The sequence below is a fragment of the Oceanobacillus sp. FSL K6-2867 genome (assembly GCF_037963145.1).
Classification (GTDB): Bacteria; Bacillota; Bacilli; order Bacillales; family Amphibacillaceae; genus Oceanobacillus.
Genome location: NZ_CP150144.1, coordinates 1,427,241 through 1,451,138, shown reverse-complemented (window position 1 = coordinate 1,451,138; position 23,898 = coordinate 1,427,241). Strand labels below are relative to the sequence as shown.

The following is a 23,898-nucleotide window of genomic DNA, read 5'->3' as shown; positions in this document are numbered from 1 at the left end:
TTATTCACAGCCCACTTTCATTCCACCTGTTTAAGATAAAGGTAACAAGAAAACAAGGAGGAATTACAAATGAAAAAGAAATTAGGTATTGCAATTGGTACTGTTACAGCGGCAGCAGTTATCGGGATGGGTGTTTACCATTCAGATGCAGCACAAGCAAACCCAACGCTATCTTCAGAAGAAATCAGTGATTTGATTCAAAATCAATATCCAGGAACGGTAACAGAGTTGGAAGTTGATAAGAAAGGTAATAAAGCTGTATATGAAGTTGAGATTCAAAGTGATGGTGTAGAATATGAATTGAAATTAGACGGCGATACAGGTGAAGTTTTAAACGAGAAGCAAAAAGAGACAAATGTTAACAAAAAGAATGAAAGTGAAAGTACAGCAGTACAGGATAAATCCGTTGAGAATTTAATTGGAGATCAACAAGCAAGAGAAATTGCATTGAAAGAATTCGATGGAACAATCAAAGAGTTTGAGCTAGATGAGGATGACGGACGTTTCGTATATGAAATGGAAATAAGAAATGGCGACAAAGAGGCTGAATTTGAAATTGATGCATTAACCGGAGAGATTTTAGAAATGGAAATTGATACAGAGGATGATTGATAAAGCAGGTCTAAAAAAGGGGGGAGAGTGCAATGAGGAAAAAGCTTACTATTCTGCTAAGTGCGATTATCACGGTTACAATCCTGGGGCTTGGCATTTCGCATTCACTTATTGTAAAAGCTGAGCCTAACCTTACCAGAAAAGATGTTATGACACAGGTGGAAGGTCAATACCCAGGAAAAATTACAGAAGTAGGCTTGGATGACGAATCAAAAAGTCCAGTTTATGAAGTAAAGCTAGAAATAGATAGTCAGAAATATGATCTGTTAATTGATGGTAATACGGGAGAGGTATTGGATTTAACTGAAAAGTCGGAGGCAAATAAGCAAGAGGCTGATAGGGATGTTAAATCAACCGCAAATAAGCAGAAAAAGCAAGATAAAAATGAAATTACTATAAAAGAAAAAGAAAAACAATCGGTAAATCAACAGAACAGCGACACGGGCGAAGATTCAAAACCAGATTCCGAAAAAGCAGTTGTAAAGTCAACTGATGCAACTAATGAATCTGAGCCTGAATCAAAGCAACAGCAGGGAAAAAAAGCAGTAATTGGAATGGATAAAGCACGGAGTATTGCCTTAGCTGAGTTTTCAGGAACGATAGAAGGAATTGAACTGGACGATGATGATGATCGTCTTATCTATGAGATTGAAATAGAAGATGGGGAAAATGAAGCAGAGATAGAGATCGATGCCTATACAGGAGAAATTCTATTCATGGACTTGGAAATTGATGATTGATGCAAAACGCCTGTCTTAGCACAGGTGCTTTGCATTGGATTGTACAAGCTAAAAATAACACCATTCCATGCCGAAATAGCATCATCCCCGCGTGAAATAGCACCAAATCGATGAAAAATAACACCATCCCCTTCCGAAATAGCACTATCACTGCGAAAAACAGCACCATCCCCAACCGAAATAGCACCAAACGGTGAATGATAAGCACTACCCCTATACACTCCATTTTCCTTAAGAGAGTAGTTAGTTATACAAGCACACGAAAGTTATCCTTCACGTTTGCTTTAACGGTTTTATGCTTTTCAAAATACGCTCGGATCAACTCGACGGTATCCTTTTGGATTTCTTGAATGATGGGTTTATTTTTAAGCATGTCGTAATTACCACCACCAGAAGCACGGTAATTATTTAATACAACTTGATACGTTCTATGGTAATCCAGTGGTTCACCGTGATAAGTAATAGCAGTTACACGTGACCCGACTGGATTAGAGGCGTGGATAGTGTATTCTATGCCCTCCCACATATCATAGTTGTAATGCTGTGGCTTCGGAGCAATATAGCTTGGATTAACGACTAGCTTATTGTTAACTACGGTGAAGTATTCTGCGCTTTTTTCCAATGCGGCTTTAATCGCTTCTCCAGTTAATTCAAGAACGGCAAGTGTATTCGGATACATATAGTTTGATACGATATCTCGCATTGTAACAACAGAGCCAAACCCGGTAGATGCATTATTAAGAAGTGACGTAACCGAAATATCAACACCACTTTCTACGATTTGTACATTCTGGATAAATTGGATAAATGGATGCTTTTTAACACGCGCTTCAAATGGAGACTTGATTGTCATATCCCCTTCAATAAATCCAATCGGCTGATCGAGCCACTGCTGTGTTGATGATTCCATATCCAGCATATAATCGATTATTTCTTTGTCTGATTCTGTATTTTCAAATGTATGAAGTGCACCTCGCTTTTCAGTAATATCCCATTCTCCATTCTTTTTTTCTAGGGCGAGGTGAACTTTCCCATAGGCTTGTCCATTTTTTCCTGGCTGGAGAATAAGTACATCATGAAGCGTATCATGAAGCTGGCGATGCTGATGCCCAGTTAAGAGAACATCAATCCCTTTAATTTGCTCGCACATTTGGTAAGCTTGATTTTCACCTGTGAAAGGCTCTGTTGGCTCACCCGTTTCAAGATCTCGTTCAAATCCTCCATGGTAAGAAGCGATGAGTACATCTGGTTTTTCAATTTCTCGAATCTTTTTAACCCAGCTTTGTAATGTGGTAAATGCATCCTCAAATTGAAGCCCGCGAATATGTGCAGGAGCTTCCCAGTTTGGGATATAATGTGTTGTTACACCAACAATTGCAACTTTAATGCCATCTTTCATGTTTTTTATAATGTATGGTGGACCAAACTGTGTTTCTCCTGTACTTTTATTTAAAATGTTTGCGGAAAGCCATGGAAAACTAGATTGATTGACTGCGTCTGTCAGTATTTTCTCACCAAAATTAAATTCATGGTTACCAATCACAGAAGCATCAATACCAATTCGATTCATAATTCCAATCATCGGATTTTCCTTATGGTGATGTTCTTTTACATGATGGGTCATTAAAGGTGTGCCCTGAATAAGATCACCATTATCAATTACGATTAAGTTTTCTTCTTGCTGGCGAATTTGTTTCACAATGGCAGCATATTTAGCTAGACCAATTGGAGCTTCCTCGTTTGTTCCGTATAAAATTGGCATTGCGTTTCCGTGAATATCACTTGTGTAGAGCAACGTGATTGATGATTGCGTATGCAAAATAAAACATCCTTCCTACAGTAAAGATGTCCCAAAGGAACCCTTAGGGACATCATGATAATTATAACGTGTTAAACAATTTTACGTCTAATTTTGGCTGAAACAAAGTCGATGATTGTTACGACGATAATAATTGCAAGTAAAATGGTTCCCATCTCATTCCAGTTTCGATTGCTGGATGCAAAGATAATCATGGTACCAATACCACCCGCACCAACGATACCGAGAATTGATGAGGCACGAATGTCTACCTCGAATCGATAGATTGCATAGGATATGAACTCTGGTGTAATCTGCGGAAGCACGCCATAAAATAGAATCTGCAGCTTGTTTGCACCACTTGCTTCCATTGCCTCAACAACATTCATATCAATGGATTCAATAATTTCAGAGAACATCTTTCCAAGCATCCCGGTTGAGCCGATTGCAATGGCGAGAACCCCTGCAAATGCATTTGGTCCTACTGCTACAACAAATAGAATGGCTAAGATAATATCGGGAAATGCACGTACTGCAGATAATATCCATTTTCCAATCGTTGAAGCAATCACTCCGCCCATCATATTCCGTGCTGCTAAAAATGCCAATGGAACAGCAATAACAGCTGCCATTAAGGAACCAGCAAATGCAATCAATACGGTTTCAAGCATACTCATTGCTACATCGCCAGTAGCAGACCAATCAGGACTGAATAACCTTGGGATCACTCGGGAGAAATTATTTGCAGCTCGTTCAATTGCTCTTCCCCATTCAATATCAATACTGGCAAATGTCCATACATACATAGCGATGACTAGAATCGTGATACCAATAATCCGAACCTTTTTAAAGACGGAGTTTTTTGGTTTTGGAGGTAAGGAATAATGTTTCATTATAACAATGCCTCCCTTATTTTCGTACTAATATATTCAATAACGATAACGACGACAAAAATAAGAATAATAATCATCATCGCATTTGGGTAATTGTAGAAGCCCAGCTGCTGGTTTAAAATTAAACCAATTCCGCCTGCGCCCACCAATCCCAATACAACGGAGGCACGAATATTAATTTCAAATACATACAGAACCAGTGACGTATACTGTGGCAGCACTTGCGGAATTAAAGCATACCAAATAACTTGAAATACATTCCCGCCAGATGCTCGCATTGCTTCCAATGGATTCATGTCGACCGATTCAATCGTTTCACTAATTAACTTAGCTAAAATACCTAATGAAAAAATAATAAGAGCTAAAATACCAGGGAATAATCCAATTCCAAATAGACCAACAAAGATAACTGCTAAAACTAAATCAGGTATTGTACGCAATATGTTTAAAAATGTACGTGTAACATAATATAATGGCTTAAATGTTGTTACATTTTGTGCTGCTAATAGAGCGAGCGGAACTGTAAGTATGGCAGCGATTGTTGTAGCAATTATTGCCATTTGAATTGTTTCTACCATTGGTCCCCAAATAGCTGAAATGACGGCTGTATTTGGAGGAAAGAACTTCTCCACAACTTGAAATACATTACGAAATGCACCGCTAAATCCACCGACCATTTGCTGCTGTGTCCAAGACATACTAAACAAATAGAAACCAAGCACAATGAAAAAGATAAGCGTTACTTGCATTTTTGTTTTTGCTGGATAGATGGACGGTATTTTTTTACTAGTTACTGAATTGTTTTCGTTTGTCACGATTCGCCCGCCCCCCCACGCAAGTCATCCTCACGTATCGAACGCCCGTAAATTTCTTCAAATGTGCTTTCTGAAACCTCAGAAACAGGTCCATCAAACACGACCTCTCCAGCCCGCATTCCAATAATGCGATCAGCATATTCCATTGCCATATCAATAAAATGGAGGTTAACGATGGTTGTAATATTATCCTCTTTGTTGATTTTCTTTAAATAGGTCATGACTTGATGGGAAGTTGGTGGATCAAGTGATGCTACAGGCTCGTCTGCTAAAATGTACTTTGGCTGTTGGGTAAGTACTCTGGCAATGCTGACACGCTGTTGTTGGCCACCGCTTAACTCATCTGCACGACTGTAAATTTTCTCCGCGATATTTACACGCTGAAGGCTTTCGTATGCTAATCCAACATCTTCTTTTTTATACAAATTAAAAATGGATCGCAATGTACCTGTATGCCCAAGACGGCCTGCTAACACATTTTTAAGCACATTTGAACGCTTTACTAAATTGTAATTTTGGAAAATCATTCCTGTTTTTGTGCGGAGTTTTCTCATATCAGAACCACGATATTTCAGAATGTCCTCGTTATCAACGAGAAGAGAACCGGAAGTTGGTGTAACTAAACGGTTAATACTGCGGATAAAAGTGGATTTTCCAGCGCCGGATAACCCTACAATAACAACAAATTCGCCGTCGTTAATAGTAACGTTAATCTTTTTTAATCCTTCTGTGCCGTTTGGGTACACAAGGCTAACGTCTTTAAATTCGATCATCGTATGTATTTCCCCCAATATAATTAAAGTGAAGCTTGATTTCATATACAAGCTTATTGCCAGTATACTAGATTTTAAAATAAAAGTATTAAGAAATGTGGAAAAAAGGAGAGTTGTCCACTCTCCTTTAAACAAATTATTCTTAAAGCTCGATATTATCTTTGAACTTTTGGTACGTATCTTTTACAACTTGATATTCTTCGTCTGTTGCTTCGTCGATTTCATCCCAGTTATATACTTCATTCATAATTTCAATCATTTCTGGGTCCTCGTTAAAGGATAAGAAGGTATCTTTAATTTTCTGAACAAATTCTGGGTCTAACTCTTTAGTCACGGAAATCGTATCATTTGGAATTTCCTCTGTATAGCCAAGAACTTTAAGATCATCCATTACAGTTGGATATTCTTCTTCAAGCTCTGTACGTACATCATCAAAGGTAGTTGCAACATCTGCGTCCCCTTCTAGCACTGCAATTGCCGCATTATCATGTCCGCCGCTTTGAACGGTGCCGCTGAAGAAATCACTTTCTAATTCAGCTGCGGTATCATAGCCGAATTCTTCCATTAATTGATTTGCTGGGAACAGGTATCCAGATGTGGATCCTTGGTCAGCATATGCCCAGACTTTTCCTTCTAAATCCTTAAGACTTTCAATGCCCGAATCTTTATGGACTACATATTGTGCTTTATACGTGCCTGATCCATAGCGAATAGATTTTAAAATAACTTCAACATCATATTGCTCGTTAGCTAAAACATAACCGAATGCAGGAATAAAACCGATATGTACCTGGTTTGCTCCCATTGCTTCAACTAAAGCATTATAGTTCGTCATCACTTCACCTTTGACTTCGATCCCTAACTCTTCACCTAAACGCTCTGCTAATGGTTCAATGGTATTAGCAATTGTATCCGAATCCTGGGATGGAACAAATCCCATTACCAAAGTATCTGGAATCATGCCTTCTCCGCTTGCTGAATCATCACCATTGCTGCCTGATTCTGTATCTGTATTTGAATCATTTGAGCTTCCGCAAGCTGCCAGAACTAATGCTAATGCAAGAACAAGCAACAAGCTATAAAGTTTTTTCATGTAGACCCTCCTATGTATCGTAAAAATTTTGTTACATTTCTATTAAATAATAATCTAATATAAAAAGCTAGTCAGAATTTGGAATTTTACACATTATTTACAAATCTTTAGACCTATATTGTCAAAATATTAATTCATATAAGCATGTGAATTAATATGGAAAGTTCAGATTTTTATTATTTATTTTGAAACATTAATTGATTAAAGTTCGTATGAATAGAGCCGATAAGAAATAGAGGCTTTAATCAAATGAAAAAGCTAGATGCAGGCATGCACTTAGAGAAGATAATTAATATAATGAGAGAAGGGAATATTTTGACTGAGGAAACATTAATTGCAAAGAAACAAGATTCATCACTGAAGCTTTTTGTTGTGTTGGCAAAGGCTTATCGAGCTATTATGGAACAAGCCGAAATGGATATTAAATCAAAAGGATTGAACTTAACAGATTTTGCAGTATTAGAGCTGCTTTTTCATCGCGGAAAACAGCCGCTCCAAAAAATAGGCGATAAGATTCTAATGACAAGCGGCAGTATAACATATATCGTCAATAAGCTTGAAAAAAAAGGATATCTTATTCGTGAAGCCAGTCCCGATGATGGACGTGTCACATATGCAAGGATAAGCAATCAAGGAAGAGAATTATTAAGCACGATCTTCCCAACACATTGGGATAACATAAAAATGATTATGAATGGTTTAAGCGATGAAGAAAAAGAGACTGCAATTGAACTATTAAAGAAGCTGGGAACGACGATTAAAAAAATTTGATACTGGATTTGTCCAATGAATCTCATTTAGTCATTTGATTAGGGGATTCTTTTTTTGTTTTAAATACAGGCTATCAAATGTAATTACTGTATGCAGACAGAAGGTTTGGTGAGATACTTAATTTTTTTAAGCAAATGAATGTTAATTTTCTCAAATTATTTGGTTTACGGATTTCTTCGATAGGGTATAAACAAGTATGATAAATACTTGTTTTAGGTAAATACTTCGGGAGGAGTCATCAATGCATTATTCAGAAGTTACGGTATATGTTAGTGATAATAGTTTAAAGTGCAATCAGGTCTTATCATTATTAGATAAATATAATATTTCCTATAAAAAGAAAAATGTAACAGCAAATCAATCGTTTATGGAAGAGCTGCAAGAATTAAATATTTACGGTACTCCAGCTACATTTATCGATGAAAATGAACCGATCCTCGGATATCAGAAAAGTAAAATCAAATGGGCGTTGGGTATTAAAGATGATGACCCAGAATCTGAATCCAAAATCAAATGGTTTTAGGGAAGAGCTGGTCATGCCATCTACACACTTTTTAACAATGGAGCATAATTTATTGTAAATAGAAAATCAAAAAAGAGGTGTGTACGGATGCGTTATCGACCTTATAATCAACCACAATATTCTCCTCCAGTTAATCATAATCTATACCCATATCACACATCCTATTCGCATCAGAACTGGAATGGAGCGGAATTGCATCAAACTCCTTATGACCTTTTTGCAAAACCTGAATTGCCGAGTCAATGGTCTAACCAAGACCACGCAAATATGGATTTTGCAGAATCTGCAAGTAATCCGAATTTAAATCCAAATGGGAATCCCGGGGATCCAGAGCCCAATTTTAATCCCAATATGAACGCTAATCAAGGACAGCAGGCAGCTGGTCCAATGTCCTATTTTCAAAATGGAAATGGGCAGCTTGATTTTGACAAAATTATATCTACTGTTGGGCAAATTGCGAGTACGTATCATCAGGTTTCCCCAATTGTTCAGCAATTCAGCTCTTTAATCAAGAATATTAGATAAGTGGGTTTTTATGGAGCAGCAGGAAATGAAATCTGAGCAAGAAGTAAGTAAAACCAAATAGAATATGTAAAAATAGCAGAAGCTATAAATAAGAGTGGAGGAGTGAGCAAAGGAGAGCAGCGTATGATTGGATGTTTAGTAATACACGGATATACTGGGGGTCCTTATGAAGTTGATCCCTTGGCTGATTTTTTAAAAGATAATACAGATTGGCATATTGAGGTTCCAACATTACCAGGTCATGGAAAAGAACTGCACTTAGAAGATGTTTCCTATAAAAAATGGATAGCGGCTGCGGAAAGAGAGTTGGAGAAACTGCAAAGTAAGTATGAAGAAATTTATGTAATTGGTTTTTCCATGGGGGGGATGATTGCAGCTTACTTGGCAGCTAAATATAAAATCGACAAGCTCGTACTGTTAGCAACATCTGGCAAATATCTGAACTTCATACAAATCGGATTAGACATAGGAGAAGTAATTGTTGATGGAGTTAAAGGAACTCTTGGGGAAAACAAACTTTATCAGCATTACAAGAAAAAAATAGGCACGGTTCCTATTAAAGCCAATCTTGAATTTATGAAGCTTGTTCGATTTACACGCCGCTATTTAGGTAAGATTGATTCCCCAGTACTTATTGCGCATGGACAGCAGGACGGAATGGTGCCTTATAAAACAGGTTATTATTTGGATAAAGAAATTCACTCGGAAGAAAAGGAAGTTGTGTTTTTTGAACGCTCCAGGCATTTGATTTGTCTTGGTGATGATAAGGATACGCTAAATGGGATGGTTTATGACTTTCTGGTTGAAAAGACAAATTAAAGGCCTGCTCTCTAATATTTGAGAGCGGGTCTTTTATTAATTCCGATCTTTAAAAAAGGCAATTACCAGTGCACCTTCTCCACCGTATGTTGAAATTAACGGTCCGGTTTCTGTTAAAAGGGCATCCTTGAAATTATATTTGCTGCGTATGTCTGCTAATACTTTTGTAGCTCGTTCGATGTCATTGCAATGTGTCATTGCAATAATCTTGTCTTCTACATGCTTTGTATATTCTCCGATTTGATCAACAAATCGCCGGATTGATTTCTTATCGCCGCGAATTTTATCGGTTACTTCAATCGAACCTTCACTGCTTCCGCGCATTAGTAATTTAATGTTCAATGTCTTTGCAATTTTCCCCTTTACTTTATCGAGACGACCGCCTAACACAAGGTTTTCCAGTGTTTTTAAAATAAATAAAGTTGTCGTTTGCTCGACACGTTCATGAAGATGCTCTATTAGTTGTTCATAAGAGTAGCCCTCGTTTAATTTAACCTTTGCTGCATGAAGTAAAAGGGCAATACCACAAGAAGCAGTTTTAGTATTGATTACTTCTATTCTTCTTTCCGGCTCCTCTTCAAGAAGCATTTTCCTTCCAAGCAAAGCATGATCGTACGTACTGCTAAGTTCCTTAGAGAGACTTAGCATAATAATTGGCTTCGCCCGATCCACTGCTTTATATGCTTCATAAAAGTCGTGAGGGCTTGGAGCGGCAGAGCGGGGAAGTTCATTTAACGTTTTAATCTTTTGGTAGTAGCCTGCTATATCTAATGTTATCCCGCTTTTATAGTGGCCATCACTAAAGTGCAAGTACAATGGAACAACTTTAATATTTAAAGATTCGTTTAAGCGCCCGGGAATATCAGCACCGCCATCTATCATTAGTTGAATTGTCATAAACTCACTCGCTTTATCATTAATAAATTTTAGTATATCAGCATTTCAAGGAATAGTTATAATTGAATTTCGAATTCTAATCAACATTTCCACTATTTTTATTGCTTTGATTGCTTTTCATTGCTATCGTAACCTTTGTTTTTCTGGATGTGCTTACGATAAATAGGAATAATCCTACTAAAACAATAGTGCCACCAAGAAATTGTGACCATGTAATTGTCTCATTTAAGATTAGATATGCAAGAATAGTCGCACCAATAGGTTCAAGCACAATTCCCATCGAAATGGTAGACGTACTTACCCATTTTAAAGCCCAATTGAATAAGCTATGCCCAAGAAATGTTGGGATAATTGCTAGAGCAATGAATGCCCACCAGTGTTCTTGAGGATAACCAAAGAAGGAATTACCAAGTACGATATTATACAATATCAAGGTGATGGAGCTAACGGCATAAACAATAAAGGTATAGGGGATTAGTGACAGATGCTGTCTTGAACTTTGTCCAAATAGAAAATAGACAGTTACTGCAATTGCGCCTAAGAGTGCAAGGATATCTCCAAACAGTGCCATACCGCCTATTTGAAAATCTCCCCATCCAATAATGAAACTGCCAAAGATAGCGATAATCATGCTTATGACCGCACCATAGGAAAATCTTTCTTGGAAAAGTAAAAAGGTACCAATAAATGCGAAAAGCGGCTGCATTGTTACAAGAACAACTGAGCTTGCTACAGAAGTATAATTCAGCGATTCAAACCAAAGAATAAAATGGAGCGCTAAAAATATTCCCGCTAAAATGGAAAAGAACCAGTTTTTCTTAGATATAAACCGAAATTCATGTCTATATTTCAATAAAACAATTGGTAGCATAATCAGTACAGCAAACAGTAATCTATAATTTGCGATAATACCAGCAGGAGCGCTATTTGCAAGCTTTACGAAAACAGCTGACGTAGAGACAGCCAGTACGCCGATAGCAACTGCTGCATATGGATTGAATGGAGGAAGTCGCATCATAAACATCCTTTGTAATTTCATTTGGTCAATCTTTTTGAGTTGATCTTTTAGTTTTTATTTAAAAAGGCTATATGTTAATTGAACCATTTATAGGTAAGCAAGGAAAACACAGAATGCGTCATTACTTCATTCTATATCACAAAATATCCCATTTTATATAAACAGCTGAATTTTAACATTGTACGAAATAAAGCCGTATAGTTAATTTTAACATGTCGAATGGAAAAAATCATTTGGTGCGAAGTAGATATAAATGCATCATATGTGGTATGATAGTTGAAGCATTAGTTTCGAGGCCTCTTACCATGTTAGGTGAAGCCTTTTTTGTACTTTAATATGAATAAAATATAATGATACGAGTTCAGGTCTTATATTCCCTATAAATAGCTGGTATAGTTTTTTACTTGCGATTCAGCATCCGCTTTTCATTCTTGTACGCAGACCAGAATGAAAATGTGATGATTGTTACGTCAGAAATGATTTATCTGCATGTCAGGCGGGAAGATTATTTAAAGAATAAAGTATGAGAAAAATTCAGGGCCTCTTTTGCGAATAAATTTTCACAAAAAAAGGAGTCGACTATTAGGTGACAAAATTTAATGAACTAGGTGTATCAGCCTCAATTATGAAAGCATTGGAAAAAATGGGGTTTGAGGAAGCTACACCAATTCAAGCAGAGACAATTCCGTTTGCATTGGAAGGTAACGATGTAATCGGACAAGCACAGACAGGTACAGGTAAAACAGCTGCATTCGGTATTCCAATGATTGATAAAATTGATTCAAAACTAAGAAAGGTTCAAGCTTTGGTTGTTGCACCAACAAGAGAGCTTGCTATTCAAGTTGCAGAAGAATTAAATCGTTTAGCGAAGTTTACAGGTATTCGTGCACTTGCAATCTTCGGTGGGCAGCATATGGATCGACAAATTCGTGCTTTAAAAGATGGTCCACAAATTGTTGTAGCAACACCAGGAAGATTAATGGATCATATGCGCAGAAGAACAATTCGTACGGATGCTGTACAGACAGCTGTATTGGATGAAGCAGATGAAATGCTGAACATGGGATTCATTGACGATATTCGCGAAATTTTAAAGAGTATCCCTGAAGATCGTCAAACATTGCTATTCTCAGCAACAATGCCAAAAGAAATTCGCAATATCGCTACCACGCTAATGAAATCGCCAAAAGAGGTGAAAGTAAAAGCGAAGGAAATGACAGTTGAAAACATTGAACAGTATTTCATTGAAATTCCTGAGAAATATAAATTCGATACACTGAACAATCATCTGGATATCCATTCTCCAGAACTTGCGATTGTTTTCGGCAGAACGAAAAAACGTGTGGATGAGATCACAGAAGGTTTACAAGCAAGAGGTTACCGTGCAGAGGGTATTCATGGAGACTTAACACAAGGGAAACGTATGTCTGTCTTAAATAAATTTAAAGGCGGTCGTGTGGATGTACTTGTTGCTACAGATGTAGCGGCACGCGGGCTTGATATTTCTGGGGTTACACACGTATACAACTTTGATATTCCGCAAGATCCAGAAAGCTATGTACACCGTATTGGACGTACAGGCAGAGCTGGTCGCACTGGTGAAGCAATTTCGTTCATTACCCCACGCGAAATGGCACATTTACAATTAATTGAAAAAACAACTAAGAGTAAAATGAAACGTCTTGCACCACCGACAAATCAAGATGCATTACGCGGTCAGCAGCAAGTAACAATCGATAAGATCGTAAAAGCAATTGGGAAAAAGGATTTAACATCCTATCATGCTGCAGCGAATGACTTATTAGAAGATCATGATTCTATCACTGTAATTGCAGCAGCATTAAGCTTATTAACAAAAGAGCGCAGAGATGCACCTGTTAAAATTTCATCTGTTGCACCTATCAGTGTGAAAAAAGCACAGCGCACAAAAGACAATAACCGTCGTTCCAATAACAAGCGTTTCTACGGTCAGCGTCGTGATGGCGGTGGACGTAACCAAGGTGGAAGAGGTCGAAAAGGGAATTTTCAACGTCGAAACCGTGATAAATAATTAAGGAAAAGCTGTAAACTTGAACTGCAACCCAATTGTTAGAGACATTCTAACAATTGGAGGTGCAGTTTTTTTATGTTTAACTTATATGGGCAAGCATTTAAATAATTGAGTATCTGCTTGCAATAGTGAAACTTTGCTCTTTTTAAAACGTAAGAACATAAAACAGAAAAGAAAGGGGAATGAGAGTGAATGAGACAGCCACCAGTAAATACGCTTGCACCTGAATCTATTAATGCCTGGAAATTAACAGGAGCCTTTTATGAAAGCGTGCTTTGGTTAATTACAATCGCAGTCGCTGTTGTTAGCTATATTTTTGATTGGCCGTATTGGATTGGAATTGCACTTTTCATTATTAGTATTTTATCCACTATTTTAACTATCTTTATGCTCCCTAAATTACGATTTAGAAAATGGCGCTATGAATTGTTTGAGCAAGAAATATACATACAGCACGGTATTTTGATTATGTCACGCACGCTGGTGCCTATGATTCGCGTGCAGCATGTTGATACAAAGCAAGGACCATTTCTAAAAAAATATCAGCTTGCAAGTGTAACGATTTCAACAGCAGCAACAACACATGAAATACCGGCTTTGCGTGAAGAAGACGCGTCAGCACTTCGTGATCGAATCTCAGCATTAGCAAGGGTGGAAGAAGATGATGTCTAATGTACAGTCGTACCGGCTTCATCCAGTAACAATCCTTTTTAATATAATCAGGACGGCACGAGAAGGTATTTTTTTAATTGTATTTGGTTTGATTACGTTCGATAGGTTCTACTTTATTCTACTACTAGCTGTTTTTGTATTATTAGGGTTACTTTTAAGTGTTTTATCATGGTATCGATTCACGTATCGGCTGGAAGCCGGAGAGTTAAGAATGGAATATGGTGTTTTCGTTCGCAAACAACGCTATATTTCAATAAATCGAATCCAATCCATTGACTTAACAGCAGGTGTTATTCACCGAATGTTTAAATTGGTTAAGCTGCAAATAGAAACAGCTGGAAGCGGGAAAGGTGCAGAAGCCTCACTGAATGCTGTAAAGCTCACCGATGCTATGAAGCTTCGCAATGCTTTGAAGGGCAGCAAGGAATCGCATCAGCGTAAAGAATTAGATAGACAAGAGAACTCAATCCATCCATCTCGTGAAATTACGCCGAAGCGTCTATTGCTGGCCGGTGTAACCTCAGGTAGTGCTGGTATCATGATAGCATTTGCAGCAATAGCTTTTTCTGAGCTGGAGCAATTTATCCCTGATCACTTTTATGATTGGACATATCAGTGGATAATCGAGTTGGGGATTGTCTTAATCATAGGACTAGCGATTATCATATTATTTATATTTTGGCTGTTAGGCATTGCAGGGACAATGATAAAGTATGGGAAATTTACAATTACAAAAATAGGTGATGAGTTATTCATTACAAGAGGACTGCTGGAGAAAAAGCAAATAACTATTCCCCTTAAACGAATTCAAGCAATTGGGATAGCGGAAAGTGTCATTAGACAGCCATTTGGATTTGTAACTGTTTTTGTTGAGGTTGCGGGAGGATCGTTAGATAGAGGTGAAGACTTCTCTACGGTTTTATTTCCAATTATGAAAAAGGATGAGATTGAACCATTTTTGCATGAGTTTTTGCCGAACTATTCAATAGAATCAGTGTGCTTCGAGCCATTGCCTAAGCAAGCATTAAAATTCTATCTGATCCGGGCATGCTTACCTATACTGCTATTAGGAGGTGCAGCAATCTACTTTTTCCCTCAATTTAGCTGGCTTGCAGTAATAGTCTTATTTATCGCTTTCTTGCTTGGTTTTATGCGCTATCGTGATGGAGGATTTTTTTTAGAGGAAGAACGGGTTGTTATTCAATTTCGCGGACTCAGTAAAAAAACCATGTTCCTGCAGCATAAACGTGTTCAGGCATTTGAGAAAAAGCGGCATCCATTACAAAAAAGAGAGGGCCTTGCAACGGTGAAATTATCGATTCTTGGAAAAAGCGGAACTGGCAAGCATTATAGACTTAAAGAGCTAAAAGAGGCAGATGCAGATCGATTAGGTGACTGGTATTCGTATCGAGAATAGCAGTCATGTTAAAAACAAAAGCGTAAGCGCCCGGTTTATAGGAATACAGAAGTTAAGCGCTTCGTCGCAGTGGCTGTTTAGGGAACTAAGTTACCCGCAGCATACAAAATTTCATTGGTTCCAAAGCAATTAAAAAGTCGGCCAGGAGGACATCTTCCCTGGCCGACTTTAATTTGTATTTTAAAGCCTGCTAAATAATCCGAGTAACACTAGAATCCCTAAAATAATCCAAATGATATTTTTCTTTAATTGCTGGGGAATTCTTCTTTTCCTATTCCACCTGTTTGGATCAAACTGAATGGAATCATCTTCATCATTGCGGTATCTTCTTCGCCTCCAAGGTGAATAGCTTTGGACATTTATTAAGACGAGCGGGGCGATTGCAAAACCACCAACGAATCCAAAAATATGAGCATAGATATTGATATTGCCCCTCAGGAAGGTCATCACTAATCCGATAATTAAAATCGTCATCACGATTTGAGAACTTCCTTGATCGATAAGATGCTTTCTAAACGAAACCATGAAAGCATATATTCCAAATAAACCAAACACAGCTCCAGAAGCACCAAGATGGAAATAATTTAGATCTTCGAACATATAAGTGGCTATGTTACCGATAATGCCAGCACCGAGATAAGCCAAAAGAAATTTAACCTTACCGAGCATTTGCTCCAGAGCAGGCCCAAATAATGCAAGTGAAAAGGAATTAAATAGCGCATGCATCAAATCCCCGTGTAAAAAGATCGGTGTAACGAACCTCCAATAATCGCCAAGGTAAATCATGAAATTACTTCCGACGCCCCATTGATAAATCTCACTGCCAAAAGGCAGCTGAAGGAAATTAATAATAAGCCAAAGAACGAGATGGGTTATTATTAATGTTGAAATGACTGGATAAAGCTGAATAAACTCCTTTAAGCTTCTTTCATTACGAATAAACAATGTAGGTCCCCCTGCATATCGTTTTATTTTTTGTGTCATTGCTTTTGAAAGAAAATGCGCCGTAATGTGCTATAATCGCCGTCCGGGATTGCTGCGGGCAGATGCGCATCTTAGGGGATGGCCTCAGCCTCCTCGAGAAGACCACTTTGCTCACGTCTGGACACGCGTTTTTCCCGCAGAAAGAGAAATGTTTCTTAAGGCTTTCTTATCGAACGAAGAAAATTGACTTTTATTTTCGAGAAGTCACCGCTCTTCCCTAAACTGGATTAATTATAGCAATCATTCTGTCTCAAACAATTATGTTAATAATAGTTAGAAAGTCAATACCAGTCTAATTGCATTGACCAGTCTTATTAATGCGAAAGTTGATTAAGTACGTTACTATAACTATAATACTGAAATTCAGCTAATATGACCAATCTAACATGTGAAAAAGCTGTGGATATAAATGAATGAAGGGTACGATTGAAATGATAAAAGGAATCGGAATGGATTTAATTGAATTGGATAGGATTCAAGCGAGTATAGATAGAAACAAGAGGTTTATCGACCGAATATTAACGGAAAAAGAAAAACAGACATATTTATTACTTACATCTTCAAAGCGGAAACTGGAATACATCGCAGGGAGGTTTGCTGCAAAGGAAGCTTTTGCTAAAGCAGTTGGGACCGGAATTGGACAATTAAGCTTTCAGGATATAGATGTAAGGGCCGATGATTATGGTGCTCCATTTATTGTTGTGAAGGGTTACGATCATCTAACAATATTTCTTACAATCACGCATAGCAGGGATTATGCCGCAGCTCAAGTAGTACTGGAAGAGAAATGAACTTCGGATACATTGCATAATTAGCAGGGTTGTCTCATATATTTTACTGCGGGTAGGAGGGAACGAATTGTATATTGTCACCGCAAAGGAAATGTACGATATTGACGATTACACGATAAACGGAATTGGACTTGAAGGAAAATTGCTAATGGAGAATGCAGGCAGAGCATTAAGTGAAAAGATTATAAAGCTGATAAGAGAAACGGAGCCTGTTTGTGTTTTTATTGGTGCAGGTAATAATGGCGGAGATGGCTTTGTTATTGCGAGGGTATTGCTTGATAAAGGTTATCTTGTTCAAGTTGTGCAAGTCGTTCCAGATGAAAAAATTACTGGGGATGCGCTCTTTCATAAGCATATATTTATCCAATGCGGGGGAGAGGTCAGCTATCTCACAGACCCCGATTCGATATGGGAAATGGTGGAACGCGTGCATTTTGTGATTGATGCAATTATTGGTATTGGAGTTAAAGGAATGTTGAGGAAGCCAATCCAAGAGATTGTTCGTATTATCAATCAATCAAAAGCTTGTGTTATATCAGTTGACATTCCATCTGGCTTACCAGCTGATGAAGGGATGGCAGAATATACTTCCATTTATGCGGATTATACATTTGTAATCGGTGCAGCGAAAGAAAGCACCTTCCTGGTAGAAACTGCAGAACATTATGGGCAGTGGGAAATTGTACCGATTGGTATCCCAAATCTCGTTTTACAAAATAATTCTGCAAAGAGACAATGGGCAGCGGCAGATTTCCGAAAAACAATCCCTTCCCGTAGTGTACATGCACATAAAGGAACTCATGGTAAAGGATTGATTATTGGAGGCTGTTTAGAAATGCCAGGTTCACTTGCGATGTCTGCAAAGGCCGCTTTAAAAACTGGTGCTGGTCTGGTAACGGCTGGAACAATAGAAAAAGTCATTTCCATGATTGCTGCATCATGCCCGGAAGCTACGTATATAAGACTGCCAGAGAAGGATGGCTATATTTCAAGCGGTACTGTATTACCATTGAGCAGCTATGAAGCAATTGCAGTAGGGATTGGATTAGGGAGAAATGAGGATACCGGGAATGTAGTTTCAGAGCTTCTGTATAATGCATCCTGCCCACTTGTTATTGATGCAGATGGAATTTATCATCTAAAATCCAAGCTTTCGATATTGAAGCAGCGAAGCGAGCCAGTAATTATAACACCGCATCCTGGAGAAATGGCAATGCTCTTGGATTTGTCCATTTCTGATCTTTTATCAGCACCTTTTCATTATACGCGTAAGTTTGCAAAAGACTACGGCGTTTATATTATTTTGAAAGGAAAGCATACCATTATTACATCGCCAAAAGGCAGACAGGCTGTGGAATCTAGTGGTAACCCGGGACTTGCAAAAGGAGGGACTGGTGATGTGTTAACTGGAATCGCACTTGCCATGATTATGCAGGATCAGGAACTGTTTGAAGCATTATGCAATGCCTGTTTTATTCATGGAAAGGCTGCAGATATTCAAGTGGAAGTGAACCAAACGTACTATGATTTAATGGCAACAGATGTTATTGATGGCATTTCGAATGTATATCGTACATTTCCTTGTAATCGTGCGTGACGTTGTTCCCTTTGTTAATTGAGACAAGGGAGATATGTTCATGAAAAAGATATTTAAGTATCGAATGGCTTTGGTTTTAGCCTTATTAATAATTGTATTAGCTGCTTGTGGAGAGAAATCGCAAGAAGATGTTGTTGGACAGTTGCAAAAGAATGTAGAGGATATGTCAGGATATAAAGCAGTAGCAGAAATGTCGATGAATACTGGACAAGAAGAGCAGAAATTTAATATAGACGTATGGCATAAAAAAGATGATTATTACCGAGTAGCTTTGGAAAACAATGGAGAACGAAATGAGAGCCAAATTATCCTTAAAAATGATGATGGAGTATTTGTATTGACACCGGCACTTGATAAAAGCTTTAAATTCCAAACAGAATGGCCAGAAAGCAGCAGTCAACCGTATCTTTATCAATCGCTTGTAAATGATGTAATAAAAGATCCTGAAGCAGCGTTTGAGTCAACGGATACTCATTATGTTTTCCGCACAAAAACAAACTATCAAAGCAATAGTAACTTACCTTTCCAAGAAATATATTTTGATAAAAAATCCTATGTTCCTACGATGGTCAGGGTTTTAGACAAAGATAACAACGCTCTGGTTGAGGTGAGCTTTTCGAACTTTGATATGGACCCTGCATTTGAAGATGACGATTTTTCAATGGAAAAAAACATGGCTAGCAAGGATGCAGATGCTGCTACATCAGCAGAAGTCGAAGGGGAAGATGCCGAAACAGATGAGTTAGCTGTATACTACCCTTTATTTACAGCTGGTTCAGATGTTTTGGAAAAAAAGGAAGTTACATTGGATAATGGAAAAAGAGTCATTTTGACCTATGACGGAGAAAAAAACTTTACCTTAGTGGAGGAGCGAAATAATACAGCTCCTGCTTTATCAACCCCACAAGAGGTACAGGGAGAAATTGTGAACTTAGGTCATACGATTGCTGCCCTCTCTTCAAATACTATTGAGTGGAGTTATAATGGTGTTGAATTTAAATTGGCCAGTGATGAATTAACACAAGAGGAAATGATTCAAGTAGCTCAATCTGTTCAGGGGCAAGAGGCAAAATAACAGCATGACAGTCATTTGGCAGGCTCAGAAGAGAGGGGGGTCTGCTTTTTTGTTTCTTTATTCCTGATCGGCTCTACAACAGATAGCCAAAAATTGCAGGCATGTTGTACGATCAGTCGCATATATATTAGAAGTGTGCCTGAAGCGGTTAACGTATCAAGGTGAAACAACATTATCATATTCCCGGCTAAACAGATATTAAACGACAAATATACGGCTTTTTTTTAGAAAATCTCCAGAACCCTTTGCAATCAGCCAAATTCAATGCTATTATTAAATAGAATTTTATCGATCGTTTATCAGTTGTCGGAGGTGTATGGTTTTGTCGGAAAGCTTGCAGGAGATATTAGTTAAGTTACCAAAGAACCTATTGAATGAGGTGGATGGATTAATGAAATATGAAAATAGCGATTTAAGCGATTTTATATGTAAAGCAACGCAAAATTATCTAAACCACAAGAAAGAGGAGCATATTCAGCGATTTCACGAAAACATGCAACGTGGATATGAAGAAATGGGTCGAATTAATTTAACAATAGCTTCAGAAGCCTTTCAAGCCGAAGAGGAGGCTGAAAACACCCTTGAACGCTCTGTGATCGGGGTGTAATAATTTGATCGTTCAAAGAGGCGAGGTATATTTCGCTGACTTATCCCCTGTAGTAGGATCAGAACAGGGAGGTGTGCGCCCTGTATTGATCCTTCAAAATGATATTGGAAACCGTTTCAGTCCTACGGTGATTGTCGCAGCAATTACTGCACAAATTCAAAAGGCGAAGTTGCCTACGCATGTAGAAATCGATGCAAAGCGGTATGGATTTGACCGCAACTCGGTGATACTCCTAGAACAGATCAGAACATTGGATAAGCAGCGCTTAACGGATAAAATAACAAAATTGGATAATGAGATGATGACCAAAATAAACCAAGCTTTAGAAATTAGTCTTGGACTGAAAGACATTTATAGTAATAACTAGTGATGCCCTTCTCGACGTGAGAAAGGGTATTTTTTGTGTTTCCAGAAGCTGGTCTGTTAAATGGGGATTTGTTACTAAAATATTATAGGTATTTTAAACCAAAACATTGGAAAGCGTGATAGGTGAGGGCAAAGGCATCCGTGAAAAACTTTTTGGCGGATTATTTGTATGTTACAATAGTTGATAGTTTATAGATATATTCGTTCTGTTTGTATTTGCACAATTATAATTAACATGTAACAATATTCGTAACATATATCAGCCAATTGTGGGGGGAAGAGAATGGACTTCAAACAGTTAGTCATTAATAACAGTGATTCAATTGTACAAAAATGGATGGAAGAAATTGATTCACTGAAAGACAGCAATTATACTGCGACAATATCAGATGAATTATATGAAAGCACGAACCGTGAGTTTGTTAATGTTATTTTTACTAGTATTCAAAACGAAGGCTCTACGAAAGTGGTAGAGGATTTCTCTGAAAAAATTATTAACCTTGGTTGGCCATTAAGCTATATTACTGACGGTTTGCAAATATTTAGAAGGGTGTCTACCGAATACTTGCTGACGCAATCGGATAAAGTAGATTCTGCCTTTTTCATGAACCTATCTACAAGTGTTAATGATTGGGTGGAACCATTGATACGTGAATTAGTCAATGAATACTCAGGTAGCTGGGAACATATTGTTTCTTTACAGCGAGTTGCCTTGCAAGAGCTATCTGCTCCGCTGATTCCTGTTATGGAAGGTATTACGATTATGCCGTTAATTGGCACAATTGATACTGAGCGTGCAAAATTAATAATGGAGAATCTGCTGGAAGGGGCTATTAAGCATAATTCAGAGGTTGTTTTAATTGATATTACAGGCGTGCCAGTTGTAGATACAATGGTAGCTCATCATATTATACAAGCTGCTGAAGCAGTAAGATTGATTGGATCAACATGCATACTTGTTGGGATTCGTCCAGAAATAGCGCAAACTATTGTAAACTTAGGGATCGATTTAAGTAATTTTCCAACGAAAAGTTCCTTAAAGAAAGGATTCTCTTCAGCGTTAGAGATTACTGGCAGGCATGTGACCGATCTCAATGTAAAAGAAAAAAACATTGAGAAAATGATGGATTCTTTACGAGGAGAGTGAGATGAATGCGAATTCCTATTCTGAAACTGCACAATTATTTACTAATTTCGATTCAGACGGAAATAGATGATCAAACAGCAATACAATTTCAAGAGGATTTATTAGATAAAATTCATAAAAGCGGTGCATCAGGAGTTGTTATCGATTTAACATCTGTTGAAATCATTGACTCATTTATTGCAAAAGTGCTAGGTGACGTAGTATCGATGTCAGATTTAATGGGGGCAAAAGTAGTTTTGACTGGTATTCAACCTGCTGTAGCAATGACATTAATTGATTTAGGTATTCATTTAAAAAATGTTCCTACAGCATTGGATCTTGAACAGGGACTCATTAAGCTGCAGCAGGAACTGGAGGTATAATCATGGAACCAAGGTCCTGTGTTAACATTCATAAAGAGTGGGATATCGTTGGTGCGAGACAGCTTGGTCGTGAAATGGCCAAGAATCTTGGATTTGGTACAGTTGATCAGGCAAGAATTGCAACCGCGGTATCAGAATTAGCTCGCAATATATACTTATATGCCGAACAAGGGCAAATTTGCATTGAAATAATCGACACAATCGAGCGACGAGGTTTATGCATGATGGCAATTGACTCAGGCCCTGGTATCGCTGATATTGGTCAGGTTATGCAAGATGGTTTTACAACTTCCGGGGGGCTTGGCGCAGGACTTCCAGGTGTTAAGCGGCTAATGGATGAATTTGATATTCGTTCAGAATTAGGAGAGGGAACAAAAATAAAAGCGACAAAATGGATTCGTTAAAAGTAAGGAAGCGGTGTTTGTTAGCTTGGCTAATAAGCACCTTTATTATAAATATAGAAATGATCCTGTTATGGCTTTTAGGGGGATAGAGATGGAAGAGCTTATTAAACTACATGCTGCAACCTATAAAGAATTATTAAGAAACTATATGGATACACAAGATGAAAGAGCTTTATATGGAGTCGAGAAGGTCAGTAAAGCTTTTATTAAAGAAAATATATTACCAGAAGAGATTGTAAACCTTCATATTAATGCAATGGAAGAAGTATCGTCAAATGTGAATAAGGATTATAAACATTCGATGAATTTTCTGCTGGAAGCAATGATTTCTTACGGACTTGCAATGCAGGAAATACAAATGCTGCGAGAAGAAAAGCATGTACTGGAATCAGAAATTTCCGTTGCAGCAAGTATGCAGGAAACACTTTTAGGAACGAAAAAGCCATCTATTGAGGGACTGGATATTGGAATAATCAGTGTTCCGGCCCATCAAATGAATGGTGATTATCACCATTTCGTAAAAGGTACAGATGGTTCATTAGGAATCGCAATTGCGGATGTCATTGGGAAAGGCATCCCAGCAGCCCTTTGTATGTCCATGATTAAATATGCGATGGATAGTTATCCAGAGGAATCCATGAGTCCTAAATCGATTTTAAAAAACTTGAACCGCGTCGTGGAAAGAAATGTTGACCCAAGCATGTTTATTACGATGTGCTACGCTCAATACTTGCCTTCAGAACAAAAGCTTCGTTATTCCTCAGCCGGGCATGAGCCGGGCTATTATTATAATGCAAAAAATGATACGTTTAAAGAAATAGATGCAAAAGGACTTGTTTTAGGCGTATCTCCCGATTCAGAATACAGTGAGTACGAATTAGTGATTGAAAAAAATGATATGATTATTCTATTGACCGATGGTGTAACAGAATGCCGAGATGGAGATCGTTTTATTGAAAGTCGGGAAGTACTTAGCATCATTAGAAAATATGCATATTTACCAGCTCAAGAAATGGTGGATCATGTATATAAACATTTTGAACGGTTACAGGATTTTCAATTGCGAGATGATTTTACTTTACTTATTCTACGAAAAAAGGTTTAGCTTTTTAAAATAACGGGTAATACAAAAGTCATGAAGGAAAAAGG

General features: G+C 37.8%; 27 protein-coding genes. 18 read left to right on the top strand and 9 right to left on the bottom strand.

Features of this window, described 5'->3' with window-relative positions; genetic code table 11:
- Positions 1 to 69: 69 nt before the first annotated feature.
- Both NSQ77_RS07125 and NSQ77_RS07120 read left to right on the top strand, forming a co-directional pair.
- Positions 70 to 612: a PepSY domain-containing protein gene (locus NSQ77_RS07125; RefSeq protein WP_339229879.1), complete on the top strand. Its 543-nt coding sequence runs from the start codon at positions 70 to 72 to the stop codon at positions 610 to 612.
- Positions 613 to 644: 32 nt separating this feature from the next.
- The gene (locus NSQ77_RS07120; RefSeq protein ID WP_339229877.1) at positions 645 to 1,352 is read left to right on the top strand and encodes a PepSY domain-containing protein; all 708 of its coding nucleotides are present in this window, start codon (positions 645 to 647) and stop codon (positions 1,350 to 1,352) included.
- Here the strand turns inward: NSQ77_RS07120 and NSQ77_RS07115 are convergent.
- From NSQ77_RS07115 to NSQ77_RS07090, 6 genes are all read right to left on the bottom strand, one after another.
- Positions 1,307 to 1,573, bottom strand: a complete 267-nt coding sequence (locus NSQ77_RS07115) for a hypothetical protein (RefSeq protein ID WP_339229875.1) — start codon at positions 1,571 to 1,573, stop codon at positions 1,307 to 1,309. The two genes, NSQ77_RS07120 and NSQ77_RS07115, sit on opposite strands and share 46 nt — an antisense overlap.
- A gap of 26 nt (positions 1,574 to 1,599) precedes the next feature.
- Entirely contained in the window at positions 1,600 to 3,171 is a 1,572-nt protein-coding gene (locus tag NSQ77_RS07110; RefSeq protein WP_339229874.1) for a bifunctional UDP-sugar hydrolase/5'-nucleotidase, read from the bottom strand.
- Between the two features lie 71 nt (positions 3,172 to 3,242).
- Positions 3,243 to 4,043, bottom strand: coding sequence for a phosphonate ABC transporter, permease protein PhnE (phnE, locus tag NSQ77_RS07105; RefSeq protein WP_339229872.1), 801 nt, complete (start codon positions 4,041 to 4,043; stop codon positions 3,243 to 3,245).
- Positions 4,043 to 4,792: a phosphonate ABC transporter, permease protein PhnE gene (gene phnE / locus NSQ77_RS07100; RefSeq protein WP_339230955.1), complete on the bottom strand. Its 750-nt coding sequence runs from the start codon at positions 4,790 to 4,792 to the stop codon at positions 4,043 to 4,045. Before phnE (NSQ77_RS07100) ends, phnE (NSQ77_RS07105) begins: the two co-directional genes overlap by 1 nt.
- Before the next feature lie 62 nt (positions 4,793 to 4,854).
- Positions 4,855 to 5,631 (bottom strand): phosphonate ABC transporter ATP-binding protein, encoded by a 777-nt coding sequence (gene phnC, locus NSQ77_RS07095; RefSeq protein ID WP_339229871.1) that lies wholly within the window; start codon positions 5,629 to 5,631, stop codon positions 4,855 to 4,857.
- 142 nt (positions 5,632 to 5,773) lie between these two features.
- Entirely contained in the window at positions 5,774 to 6,724 is a 951-nt protein-coding gene (locus NSQ77_RS07090; RefSeq protein ID WP_339229869.1) for a phosphate/phosphite/phosphonate ABC transporter substrate-binding protein, read from the bottom strand.
- Between the two features lie 297 nt (positions 6,725 to 7,021).
- On the opposite strand from NSQ77_RS07090, the gene NSQ77_RS07085 reads away from it, so the two are divergent.
- The 4 genes from NSQ77_RS07085 (at position 7,022) to NSQ77_RS07070 (ending at position 9,362) form a co-directional block, all read left to right on the top strand.
- The gene (locus NSQ77_RS07085) at positions 7,022 to 7,495 is read left to right on the top strand and encodes a MarR family transcriptional regulator (RefSeq protein WP_339230953.1); all 474 of its coding nucleotides are present in this window, start codon (positions 7,022 to 7,024) and stop codon (positions 7,493 to 7,495) included.
- Positions 7,496 to 7,736: 241 nt separating this feature from the next.
- Positions 7,737 to 8,018, top strand: a complete 282-nt coding sequence (locus NSQ77_RS07080) for a glutaredoxin domain-containing protein (RefSeq protein ID WP_339229868.1) — start codon at positions 7,737 to 7,739, stop codon at positions 8,016 to 8,018.
- Between the two features lie 87 nt (positions 8,019 to 8,105).
- Positions 8,106 to 8,543 carry a YppG family protein gene (locus NSQ77_RS07075; protein ID WP_339229866.1) on the top strand — a complete coding sequence of 146 codons (438 nt, stop codon included), beginning with the start codon at positions 8,106 to 8,108 and terminating at the stop codon, positions 8,541 to 8,543.
- Positions 8,544 to 8,666: 123 nt separating this feature from the next.
- Positions 8,667 to 9,362: an alpha/beta fold hydrolase gene (locus NSQ77_RS07070; protein ID WP_339229865.1), complete on the top strand. Its 696-nt coding sequence runs from the start codon at positions 8,667 to 8,669 to the stop codon at positions 9,360 to 9,362.
- Between the two features lie 36 nt (positions 9,363 to 9,398).
- On the opposite strand, the gene NSQ77_RS07065 is transcribed toward NSQ77_RS07070, so the two are convergent.
- Together NSQ77_RS07065 and NSQ77_RS07060 are read right to left on the bottom strand one after the other, a co-directional pair.
- Complete coding sequence (locus tag NSQ77_RS07065) at positions 9,399 to 10,259, bottom strand: DegV family protein (protein WP_339229863.1); 861 nt, start codon at positions 10,257 to 10,259, stop codon at positions 9,399 to 9,401.
- A 76-nt stretch (positions 10,260 to 10,335) separates the two neighbouring features.
- Complete coding sequence (locus NSQ77_RS07060) at positions 10,336 to 11,274, bottom strand: DMT family transporter (protein WP_339230952.1); 939 nt, start codon at positions 11,272 to 11,274, stop codon at positions 10,336 to 10,338.
- Between the two features lie 589 nt (positions 11,275 to 11,863).
- Here NSQ77_RS07060 and NSQ77_RS07055 point away from each other — a divergent pair.
- From NSQ77_RS07055 to NSQ77_RS07045, 3 genes are all read left to right on the top strand, one after another.
- Positions 11,864 to 13,327, top strand: coding sequence for a DEAD/DEAH box helicase (locus tag NSQ77_RS07055; protein ID WP_339229862.1), 1,464 nt, complete (start codon positions 11,864 to 11,866; stop codon positions 13,325 to 13,327).
- Positions 13,328 to 13,519: 192 nt separating this feature from the next.
- Entirely contained in the window at positions 13,520 to 13,999 is a 480-nt protein-coding gene (locus NSQ77_RS07050) for a PH domain-containing protein (RefSeq protein ID WP_339229861.1), read from the top strand.
- Complete coding sequence (locus tag NSQ77_RS07045) at positions 13,992 to 15,416, top strand: PH domain-containing protein (RefSeq protein ID WP_339229860.1); 1,425 nt, start codon at positions 13,992 to 13,994, stop codon at positions 15,414 to 15,416. Before NSQ77_RS07050 ends, NSQ77_RS07045 begins: the two co-directional genes overlap by 8 nt.
- A gap of 180 nt (positions 15,417 to 15,596) precedes the next feature.
- Here NSQ77_RS07045 and NSQ77_RS07040 read toward each other — a convergent pair whose 3' ends face one another.
- The gene (locus NSQ77_RS07040) at positions 15,597 to 16,361 is read right to left on the bottom strand and encodes a rhomboid family intramembrane serine protease (protein ID WP_339229858.1); all 765 of its coding nucleotides are present in this window, start codon (positions 16,359 to 16,361) and stop codon (positions 15,597 to 15,599) included.
- A 470-nt stretch (positions 16,362 to 16,831) separates the two neighbouring features.
- Between NSQ77_RS07040 and acpS the strand changes: the two genes are divergently transcribed.
- From acpS to NSQ77_RS06995, 9 genes are all read left to right on the top strand, one after another.
- Positions 16,832 to 17,191, top strand: coding sequence for a holo-ACP synthase (acpS, locus tag NSQ77_RS07035; RefSeq protein ID WP_339230950.1), 360 nt, complete (start codon positions 16,832 to 16,834; stop codon positions 17,189 to 17,191).
- A gap of 67 nt (positions 17,192 to 17,258) precedes the next feature.
- A complete protein-coding gene (locus tag NSQ77_RS07030) occupies positions 17,259 to 18,788 on the top strand; it encodes an NAD(P)H-hydrate dehydratase (protein WP_339229857.1) in 1,530 nt (509 codons plus the stop codon).
- A 40-nt stretch (positions 18,789 to 18,828) separates the two neighbouring features.
- Positions 18,829 to 19,863 (top strand): outer membrane lipoprotein carrier protein LolA, encoded by a 1,035-nt coding sequence (locus NSQ77_RS07025; protein WP_339229855.1) that lies wholly within the window; start codon positions 18,829 to 18,831, stop codon positions 19,861 to 19,863.
- Positions 19,864 to 20,185: 322 nt separating this feature from the next.
- A complete protein-coding gene (locus NSQ77_RS07020) occupies positions 20,186 to 20,470 on the top strand; it encodes an antitoxin (protein WP_095311884.1) in 285 nt (94 codons plus the stop codon).
- Between the two features lie 4 nt (positions 20,471 to 20,474).
- A complete protein-coding gene (locus NSQ77_RS07015) occupies positions 20,475 to 20,837 on the top strand; it encodes a type II toxin-antitoxin system PemK/MazF family toxin (protein WP_095311886.1) in 363 nt (120 codons plus the stop codon).
- 282 nt (positions 20,838 to 21,119) lie between these two features.
- The gene (locus NSQ77_RS07010; RefSeq protein ID WP_339229852.1) at positions 21,120 to 21,983 is read left to right on the top strand and encodes an RsbT co-antagonist protein RsbRA; all 864 of its coding nucleotides are present in this window, start codon (positions 21,120 to 21,122) and stop codon (positions 21,981 to 21,983) included.
- Between the two features lie 5 nt (positions 21,984 to 21,988).
- Positions 21,989 to 22,345 carry an STAS domain-containing protein gene (locus tag NSQ77_RS07005; protein WP_339229850.1) on the top strand — a complete coding sequence of 119 codons (357 nt, stop codon included), beginning with the start codon at positions 21,989 to 21,991 and terminating at the stop codon, positions 22,343 to 22,345.
- Positions 22,346 to 22,347: 2 nt separating this feature from the next.
- Positions 22,348 to 22,749, top strand: a complete 402-nt coding sequence (locus NSQ77_RS07000) for an anti-sigma regulatory factor (RefSeq protein WP_339229848.1) — start codon at positions 22,348 to 22,350, stop codon at positions 22,747 to 22,749.
- 91 nt (positions 22,750 to 22,840) lie between these two features.
- The gene (locus tag NSQ77_RS06995) at positions 22,841 to 23,854 is read left to right on the top strand and encodes a PP2C family protein-serine/threonine phosphatase (protein WP_339229846.1); all 1,014 of its coding nucleotides are present in this window, start codon (positions 22,841 to 22,843) and stop codon (positions 23,852 to 23,854) included.
- Positions 23,855 to 23,898: the final 44 nt, after the last annotated feature.